This is a genomic window from Endozoicomonas sp. YOMI1, assembly GCF_024606345.1.
Classification (GTDB): Bacteria; Pseudomonadota; Gammaproteobacteria; order Pseudomonadales; family Endozoicomonadaceae; genus Endozoicomonas.
Genome location: NZ_JAHHPM010000411.1, coordinates 1 through 9,085 on the forward strand (window position 1 = coordinate 1; position 9,085 = coordinate 9,085).

The 9,085-nt window shown below is 49.4% G+C and carries 7 protein-coding genes; 6 read left to right on the forward strand and 1 reads right to left on the reverse strand.

From position 1 onward, the window contains the following. Positions 1 to 419 precede the first annotated feature (419 nt). From KDK15_RS14605 to KDK15_RS14620, 4 genes are all read left to right on the forward strand, one after another. The gene (locus KDK15_RS14605) at positions 420 to 698 is read left to right on the forward strand and encodes an OadG family protein (protein ID WP_257296119.1); all 279 of its coding nucleotides are present in this window, start codon (positions 420 to 422) and stop codon (positions 696 to 698) included. A gap of 20 nt (positions 699 to 718) precedes the next feature. Next, complete coding sequence (gene oadA / locus KDK15_RS14610) at positions 719 to 2,533, forward strand: sodium-extruding oxaloacetate decarboxylase subunit alpha (protein ID WP_257296120.1); 1,815 nt, start codon at positions 719 to 721, stop codon at positions 2,531 to 2,533. A 141-nt stretch (positions 2,534 to 2,674) separates the two neighbouring features. Further along, positions 2,675 to 3,973, forward strand: coding sequence for a sodium ion-translocating decarboxylase subunit beta (locus KDK15_RS14615; protein WP_257296121.1), 1,299 nt, complete (start codon positions 2,675 to 2,677; stop codon positions 3,971 to 3,973). A gap of 55 nt (positions 3,974 to 4,028) precedes the next feature. Further along, on the forward strand, positions 4,029 to 4,487 hold the full coding sequence (locus tag KDK15_RS14620; protein ID WP_257296122.1) for a methylglyoxal synthase: 459 nt from the start codon (positions 4,029 to 4,031) through the stop codon (positions 4,485 to 4,487). A gap of 156 nt (positions 4,488 to 4,643) precedes the next feature. On the opposite strand, the gene KDK15_RS14625 is transcribed toward KDK15_RS14620, so the two are convergent. Beyond that, positions 4,644 to 5,102 (reverse strand): hypothetical protein, encoded by a 459-nt coding sequence (locus KDK15_RS14625; RefSeq protein ID WP_257296123.1) that lies wholly within the window; start codon positions 5,100 to 5,102, stop codon positions 4,644 to 4,646. A 677-nt stretch (positions 5,103 to 5,779) separates the two neighbouring features. Here KDK15_RS14625 and pflB point away from each other — a divergent pair. Continuing rightward, a complete protein-coding gene (gene pflB / locus KDK15_RS14630; RefSeq protein ID WP_257296124.1) occupies positions 5,780 to 8,065 on the forward strand; it encodes a formate C-acetyltransferase in 2,286 nt (761 codons plus the stop codon). 127 nt (positions 8,066 to 8,192) lie between these two features. Next, positions 8,193 to 8,924 carry a pyruvate formate-lyase-activating protein gene (gene pflA, locus KDK15_RS14635; protein ID WP_257296125.1) on the forward strand — a complete coding sequence of 244 codons (732 nt, stop codon included), beginning with the start codon at positions 8,193 to 8,195 and terminating at the stop codon, positions 8,922 to 8,924. Positions 8,925 to 9,085: the final 161 nt, after the last annotated feature.

A 9,085-nucleotide genomic window follows, 5' to 3' on the forward strand; every position in this document is an offset into this window, starting at 1 on the left:
GCACAAGCGGCCTGTCTTTTTCGGGCAGCGGGTGGCGGGAAGCGGGCAGCGCTTATTGAAGTGTCGAAGTTATTAAATGACAGTTCGATTGTATCTGACGGCCAATCTATTCGATTGGTTAACTTTTATTGATTTACGTCGGTGAATTTTTTCCCGGACTGAGGCAACCTCGCTTTTGTGCGCAATGCTGTCGAAGGTGGTCCTGGGCTTCTGCTTATGTAGACAACATAGCCTGGATGACTGATTGCTTATCACAGACTGTTCAGTAGAATACTGGCATGGCCAAGAGAAGGCACAAAACAGCCAGAAGCCATGAGCCTGTTCATGGAAATAATAATAATCAAGAGTTCCGGCTGGGCAAATCTGCCTGAGGGGATTGACCGGACCCTCAAGCCTGAAAAAAACAAAGGACTTACTTGATGAATCCATCGGACCTTATTTCAGAAGGTTCCAGCCTGATGCTCTTTGGAATGGGTTTTGTTTTCCTGTTTCTGACGCTATTGGTGCTGGTAACCAGACTGATGTCAACAATCATCGATCGGTATTTTCGGGAACCGGTACCATCGGGTGCATCCAATCCCATTCCAGTGAATAGCCAGCCATCGTCATCCAATGATCAGGGTGAACTGGTTGCTGCCATCAGTGCAGCCATTCAAATGCACAGAACAAAAAAAACTCAAGCAGAAAAACGCCAATAACCGGGGGATAAAGAAGGGTTATGTCTGTCGTACAAAAGCCATTAGCCGATAAAAAGCCGCTGGGTATTACCGATGTGGTGTTGAGGGATGCCCATCAGTCACTGTTTGCTACCCGCCTTCGCATTGAAGATATGTTGCCGATCGCAGAACAGCTGGATCAGATCGGCTACTGGTCTCTCGAAACCTGGGGTGGTGCTACCTTTGATGCCTGTATCCGCTTTCTGGGAGAAGACCCATGGGAGCGGTTGCGCGAACTGAAAAAAGCCATGCCCAGGACCCGTCAGCAGATGCTGTTAAGGGGGCAGAATTTGCTGGGTTATCGTCACTATGCTGACGATGTCGTAGATAAATTTATTGAGCGTGCCGTTGCCAATGGTATGGATGTGTTCCGGGTATTTGATGCCATGAACGATCCCCGTAACCTGATGCAGGCAATGAAAGCGGTGAAGAAGCAGGGTGCCCATGCTCAGGGTACGATCTCTTACACCACCAGTCCCGTTCATACTATGGATAGCTGGGTCTCTCTGGCCAAAGGGATCGAGGATCTGGGGGCGGATTCTCTGTGCATTAAGGACATGTCCGGCATTATTACGCCGACTGACGTTTATGAGCTGGTTGCCAGATTGAAGAAAGAAACAGACCTGGAAATTCAGCTGCATTGCCATGCCACCTCCGGCCTTTCTTCCATGTCGCTGCTCAAGGCCGTTGAAGGCGGTGTTGACCGTGTTGATACGGCTATCTCCTCTATGTCGATGACCTATGGACATTCGCCAACTGAGGCAATCGTTGCTGCACTGCAGGGGACTGAGCGTGATACCAGGCTTGATCTGCATAAGCTGGAAGAAGTGGCTGCTTACTTCCGGGTAGTCCGAAAAAAATATGCGAAATTTGAAGGTCAGCTCCGTGGCGTTGACTCCAGAATCCTTACCGCCCAGGTACCCGGTGGCATGCTGACCAATATGGAAAGTCAGCTGAAAGAGCAGGGGGCCAGTGATAAGTTTGATGAAGTGCTGCAGGAGATTCCAAGAGTTCGTGAAGACCTGGGGATGATTCCACTGGTCACGCCCACTTCCCAGATTGTTGGCACCCAGGCGGTTCTCAATGTGCTGACCGGTGAGCGCTATAAAACCATCTCCAAAGAGATCCGGGGGATTTTGCAAGGTGAGTACGGTGCGGCACCGGCACCATTCAACAAAAGCCTTCAGGACAGGGTTCTGGAGGGTAAGGAAGCGATTACCTGTCGTCCAGCTGATCTGCTTGAATCTGAATTCGAGGAACTGACTGCTGAGCTGCATGGCCTGGCCAAACAGAAAGACATCAAGCTGGCTGATCAGCCTGTGGATGATGTTCTGACCTACGCCCTCTTTCCCAAGGTTGGTCTGAAGTTTCTGCAGAATCGCGGTAACCCCGATGCTTTCGAACCATCTCCCGGGACCGAACCGGAAGTGAAGCCTGCTGCTCAGGCAACTTCCGTGGCTCCTCCAATGGATAGTTCTGTTTATACCGTTCGTGTTAATGGCAATGCCTATACCGTTCAGGTTTCGGAAGGTGGTGATGTTTCCCAGCTGGCTCCTGTTCCAGCGCCTGCCCTGCTCGAAACGGCAACCACATCAGCCTCTGCCGGTGAGCCAATGCCCGCGCCACTGGCCGGTAATATCTGGAAGGTGAATGTAATACCGGGGCAGCATATTCAGGAAGGTGATGTGCTGCTTATTCTCGAAGCCATGAAAATGGAAACGGAAGTTCGTGCCCCACGTTGCGGACAGGTGACGTCGGTTGATGTACGTGAAGGTGACAGTGTAGCGGTGGGTGATACCCTGCTTGCCCTGGCTTAGGAATAGTCCTTGAATAATTTCCACAATTTAAGGACAACTACTAAGGAGTCCTCTTGCCGGGGCTCCTTTATCAAGAGCTCTTATAAAGAGCCCTTATAAAGAGCCCTTATTAAGAGAAATGTCTGGTCGAGAAAGAATGCCATGGAAAAGCTATTAACGCTCTGGGAGGGCTCCGGGTTATACAACCTTACCGCCGGAGAGTTCGTTATGATTCTGGTGGGCTTTGGGTTGCTGTATCTGGCCATCCGCAAGCAATTCGAGCCTTTACTGTTGGTGCCTATTGGTTTTGGTGGAATTCTGGCCAATATTCCCCAGGCCGGTCTGGCGCTTTCCGCTATTGAGCAGGCGCTTCATATGGCTAACCCTGTGGTGATGCAGGCGGTAGCTGAAGCACTGGGCAGTGCTTCTGCTGCTCCGGATCAACTTTATGCTTTATACCATGAGGCGAATGCGGCAACCCGGACGGTAGTCGGTAACATTATTGTCGATGCAGGGTACTCGAACGGTGTCCTTTATCAGTTTTACAGTGTGGCTATTGGCAGCGGTGTTGCCCCCCTGGTGATTTTTATGGGGGTGGGTGCCATGACGGATTTTGGTCCGTTGCTGGCTAACCCGAAAACCCTGTTTCTCGGGGCTGCCGCTCAGTTTGGTATTTTTGCCACAGTATTTGGGGCTATTGTGTTGAGCTCCATGGGGCTTATGAATTTCAGCCTGGCTGATGCCGCTGCTATCGGTATTATTGGTGGTGCTGATGGGCCAACTGCGATCTATGTATCCAGCGTGCTTGCTCCTAACCTTCTGGGAGCCATTGCGGTTGCTGCCTACTCTTATATGGCACTGGTCCCCCTGATTCAGCCGCCGATTATGAAAGCGCTGACCACGGCAGAGGAACGCAAGATTGTGATGACGCAGCTGCGGTCAGTGAGCAAGACGGAAAAAATCGTTTTCCCAATCTTATTGCTGGTGCTGGTGGCCCTGTTACTACCCGATGCGGCTCCACTGCTGGGGATGTTCTGTTTTGGTAACCTGATGAAAGAGTGTGGTGTGGTTGAGCGCCTTTCGGATACAGCGCAAAATGCGCTGATCAACATCACCACCATTTTCCTTGGACTGTCTGTGGGTTCAAAACTGAGTGCTGACAAGTTTCTGCAAATGGAAACTCTGGGGATTCTGGCGCTGGGGATTGTGGCATTCTGTATTGGTACCGCCAGTGGAGTCCTGATGGCAAAACTGATGAATCGGATGTCGTCTACCAGGGTGAACCCATTGATTGGCTCAGCCGGGGTGTCAGCGGTACCCATGGCGGCCAGGGTTTCCAACAAAATGGGGCTTGAGGCCAATCCGCAGAACTTTCTGCTGATGCATGCCATGGGTCCCAACGTCGCTGGCGTTATTGGCTCAGCGGTAGCAGCGGGAGTGATGATTAAGTACCTGTCGTGAATTGCCTGCTGTTGTATTGATATATTTATTGCTGAAAAAAGAGTAGAAGTACTTCATGATTTACAAAGAATACAATGTTTCATCTAAAAAGCGCATTGCCCTGGTCGCTCATGATAATAAGAAAGGGGAATTGGTGCAGTGGAGTCTGCGTCATAAAGAAAAGCTGCTGGGTCATGAGCTTTTTGCCACGGGTACCACAGGAGGTCTGCTGGAAAAAGAGCTGTCCACGGCGGTCACAAAGTTTATCAGTGGTCCGCTGGGTGGCGACCAGCAGATTGGTGCATTAATTTCTGAATGCAAACTGGATCTGCTGGTATTTTTCTGGGACCCGTTTGAGCCAATGCCCCATGATCCGGATGTTAAGGCGTTGTTACGGATCGCGGCGGTGTGGAATATCCCGGTTGCCTGTAACCAGAGCTCTGCGGATTACATATTCTCGTCAGACTTGCTTGGACAATCTCATAACCGACTGATTCCGGATTATGACAGTTATCTACAGCAAAGAACGCTTTGATTTTATGCGTTCAAAGAAAGCACAAAGGCCTTGGAGTAAGGGCCTTTGGCAAAAACAATCTGGGAAAGTGATGAATGGGTTCCGCTAGACAAGCTCGGCTGGATAAGCTTGGCTGGTAGTGTCAGTATTCAAAAACAATCAATAAAAAATCGGAATTCAATAATCAGAGTTGTCGTTGCTGTCTCTGCTCATTGAGCCAATACCGAAGCTTGAAGGCCCGTACTGGCGCCGCTTTTTGTAGGTTACCTTGGGCTCAGCGCTGCTATGGCGATCTTCAGGCGCAGCTGGCCTGCAGTTCATAGTGCCACTCATGGAGCTGTTGTTACCAACGCTGTTACCGCTGCGATAGCTCTGACCACCGGACGAAAACCTGCGGACAGGCTGCTTGGTCACAGATGGCTGAAAAATGGAAACAGGCGTCTGTTCATACAGGTCTCTTTCTGAGTCCCGGCCAGAAAGCAGCTCACTGTTCTGGACAGAACCTTCCTGCATATTCAGGCGCATACGATAAGGATGACCGTAGCCTCTACGGCGACGTGGTTTGTGGTCTTTTGGTTCGGGTGGCTTCAAGCCGGTGAACTGCTCGTAAATGGTTGTGTAAATATATTTGCTCATAACTACCTCCTGTTCATCCTCTCCCAGAAACGGATAAATGTCTTTATTTGGTTAACGTTAGACAAACCCATTTTCGGTATGAATAGGTAACACTACTTATTAAAACTCTCTAAATAAACGTCAATAAACGTCAACAAACGTTAACAGTATAATATTAGCGTCGTTAGTCATTTTGAAAAGCGAAATTGAAATAGAATTAACAAAAACAAAGACTAGCATTCATAAAAATGGATCGTTGATGGATTTCATAATTTTTTTGAATTTTGGACCATTGTTAATAACTAATTTTTGCTAATCAAAGAATAGTTAATAAAATATATGAAGATATGTTTTTTTGTTAATTCTTGTTGGAGTCTGTTTTTCCGTTTTTTATGATCAATAGGTATTAGCACTGATGGAAGAACTGTCGTATATGCGGTAATTTGATTTGGTTGAAATTATTTCTTACTTCACCGGGTTGGCCAGCTTTTACACGTGCGGTATGACCATTTAGGGTAAGAGACTTTTGTGGTGAGGTGTTCTCACAAGGTTTGCTTCCCCGCGAGACTGGCAAAGAATACGCTGACAATGATGTTCTTACAGATCAAGTTGGTGTCACTACTTTATCCATATGCAGCCTGACTGACTCGGGAGCAGCATCCCCAAAGAATTCTCCAACATATCAGGAGCCTCTTAGTATGACTGTAACCACCAGCGAACTACCAGCAGCTGCATGGGAAGGATTCACTTCCGGCGACTGGTCCGAAAGCATCAATGTTCGTGACTTCATCCAGAAAAACTACACCCCTTACGAGGGTGACGGTTCCTTTCTGGCCGGTTCTACTGAAGCTACAGACAAGCTCTGGGCTGATGTTATGGAAGGCATCAAGGAAGAGAATCGCACTCACGCCCCCCTGGATTTCGATACCGACCTGCCATCCACCATTACTTCCCATGACGCTGGCTACATCAATAAAGACCTGGAAACCATTGTTGGTCTGCAGACTGATAAGCCGCTGAAGCGTGGCATTATTGCCAACGGTGGTATCCGTATGGTTGAAACTTCCTGTGAAGTTTATGGCCGTAAACTGGATGACATGGTTAGCAAGATCTTCACTGAATATCGTAAAACGCACAATTCCGGTGTTTTCGATGTTTACACTGCGGACATTCGCAACTGTCGTAAGTCTGGGATAATTACCGGTTTGCCAGATGCTTATGGCCGTGGACGTATTATTGGTGACTACCGCCGAATCGCTCTGTACGGTATTGATCGACTGATTGTTGATAAGAAGGCCCAGCACAAGTCTCTGGATGCGGCGCTGACTTCCGGCGAGGATCTTGAAAGTACCGTCCAGCTGCGTGAAGAGATCATGGAGCAGATCAAGGCGCTGATGCAGATCAAAGAGATGGGGGCCAAATACGGTTGTGATATTGGTAGCCCTGCTGCCTCTGCCCGTGAAGCGGTTCAGTGGACTTACTTTGGTTACCTGGCTGCGGTTAAGTCCCAGAATGGCGCTGCCATGTCTCTGGGGCGTACGGCTACTTTCCTGGATATCTATATCCAGCGTGACCTGGAAGCGGGCAAGATTACTGAAACTGATGCCCAGGAACTGATCGACCACTTCGTAATGAAGTTGCGTATGGTTCGCTTCCTGCGGACGCCTGAATACGATCAGCTGTTCTCTGGTGACCCAATCTGGGCCACTGAGGCTATTGGTGGTATGGGCCTTGACGGTCGTACACTGGTGACCAGAAACTCTTTCCGCCTTCTGAACACCATGTACACCATGGGACCATCTCCAGAGCCAAACATCACGGTTCTGTGGTCTGAGCAGCTGCCTGCGGCCTTCAAAGAGTATTGTGCCAAAGTATCCATTGATACCAGCTCTATCCAGTACGAAAATGATGATTTGATGCGTACTGATATGAACAGTGATGATTACGCCATCGCCTGCTGTGTGTCGCCAATGGTGGTTGGCAAACAGATGCAGTTCTTCGGTGCCCGTGCCAACCTGGGTAAGACGCTGCTTTACGCTATCAATGGCGGTATTGACGAGAAGCTGAAAATTCAGATTGGTCCAAAAACGGACAAGATCACTTCTGAATACCTGGATTACGACGATGTCTATGCACGTTTTGATGCGCTTATGGATTGGCTGGCGAGTCAGTATGTGGCTGCCTTGAACTGTATTCATTACATGCACGACAAGTACTCGTACGAGGCTTCTCTGATGGCTCTGCATGATCGTGATGTTATTCGCACCATGGCCTGTGGTGTTGCTGGTTTGTCCGTTGCTGCGGACTCTCTGTCTGCCATTAAATACGCCAAAGTTAAGCCTGTGCGTGATGAAGACGGCATTGCTACCGACTTCGAAATTGAAGGTGATTTTCCGAAGTTTGGTAACAACGAAGAGCGTGTTGATGCCATTGCCTGTGAACTGGTTGAAACGTTCATGAAGAAAGTCGCTTCGCATACGATGTACCGCAATGCGATTCCCACTCAGTCCGTTCTGACCATTACCTCTAACGTGGTATACGGGCAGAAGACCGGTACTACCCCGGACGGACGTCGTGCAGGTCAGCCATTTGGCCCGGGTGCCAACCCAATGCATGGTCGTGATACCAGTGGTGCGGTTGCTTCCCTGAGTTCTGTTGCCAAGCTGCCATTTGCCTATGCGAAGGATGGTATTTCTTACACCTTCTCTATCGTGCCAAAGGCGCTGGGTAAGGATGAAGAAGGCCGTCGCAGGAACCTGGTTGGTCTGATGGATGGCTACTTCCATCACGAGAAAAGTCGTGAGGGTGGTCAGCACCTGAACGTCAACGTCATGAACCGTGAAATGCTGGAAGATGCCATGGAGAACCCTGAGAAGTATCCTTCTCTGACCATCCGTGTTTCCGGTTATGCGGTGCGTTTCAACTCGCTGACACCAGAGCAGCAGCGTGACGTTATCACCCGTACCTTTACTAGCTCACTGTAGTAATCGCTAGAATTAACTTCTGAAAGGCCAGCTCTGCTGGCCTTTTTTGCTCATGGCATTCAGGGTCTTTGTAAAAGACAGTGATCTACTTTTTACAGAGACACGTCGGGTAAACAGGAGAGTCGCCATGTCCCTTGGTCGTGTCCATTCCATGGACTCATTTGGCACGGTAGACGGGCCGGGTATCCGTTTTGTTGTGTTTATGCAGGGCTGTCATATGCGCTGCCGATACTGCCACAACCGGGATACCTGGGATCTGCGTGATGGCGGGGAGGTGCTCAGTCACGAGGAAGTTCTGGACAAGATCCTCAAGGTAAAGAGCTTTCTGACCGGTGGTGTTACGGTGACTGGAGGCGAGCCGCTGCTGCAGGCTGAATTTGTTGCCGACCTGTTCAAGGCGCTTAAAGTGTACGGCATCCATACTTGCCTGGATACCAATGGATTTGCCAAATATATCACTCCGGATGTTGAGCGCCTGCTGTCATACACCGACCTTGTGCTTCTGGATATCAAACACATGGACGAAGAGATGCACCAGAAGCTGACCTATGTCACCGGCAGGTACACCCGTAATTTTGCCATGTATCTGCAGGAGCTGGGAAAGCCAACCTGGATACGCTACGTGGTGGTGGAAGGGTATACCGTTGATCCGCTGTATGCCGCCATGCTGGCAGAAATGGTGGAGAAAATGGATTGTGTTGAGAAGGTGGAAATCCTGCCCTACCACAGTTTGGGCGTGCATAAGTGGGATGCCTTCAGTGAAAGTTACGAGCTGGAAGCGGTGCGCCCGCCATCCACTGAGCAGCTCGATGCGATCAAGGCTGAATTTGATCAGCGGGGAATTTCTGCCGTTTATTGATTTTTTGTTAACCACATAGAGCACCGAGTTCACAAAGGAAATTCTCTGTGGTCTCTGTGGTCTTTGTAGATAAGGTGAAGCGTAAACAGCGGGTATTAAAGCCGCGGGATTGAGCTCCGAAATTGTCGTTTTGTCGGGGGCTTCATTGTTAGGGAGGTGGG

What these genes read in the sequence shown, in the direction of transcription:
- pflB (WP_257296124.1), top strand. Translation starts at nt 5,780, where the DNA reads ATGACTGTAACCACCAGCGAACTACCAGCAGCTGCATGGGAAGGATTC.
- KDK15_RS14625 (WP_257296123.1), bottom strand. Translation starts at nt 5,102, where the DNA reads ATGAGCAAATATATTTACACAACCATTTACGAGCAGTTCACCGGCTTG.
- pflA (WP_257296125.1), top strand. Translation starts at nt 8,193, where the DNA reads ATGTCCCTTGGTCGTGTCCATTCCATGGACTCATTTGGCACGGTAGAC.
- KDK15_RS14605 (WP_257296119.1), top strand. Translation starts at nt 420, where the DNA reads ATGAATCCATCGGACCTTATTTCAGAAGGTTCCAGCCTGATGCTCTTT.
- oadA (WP_257296120.1), top strand. Translation starts at nt 719, where the DNA reads ATGTCTGTCGTACAAAAGCCATTAGCCGATAAAAAGCCGCTGGGTATT.
- KDK15_RS14615 (WP_257296121.1), top strand. Translation starts at nt 2,675, where the DNA reads ATGGAAAAGCTATTAACGCTCTGGGAGGGCTCCGGGTTATACAACCTT.
- KDK15_RS14620 (WP_257296122.1), top strand. Translation starts at nt 4,029, where the DNA reads ATGATTTACAAAGAATACAATGTTTCATCTAAAAAGCGCATTGCCCTG.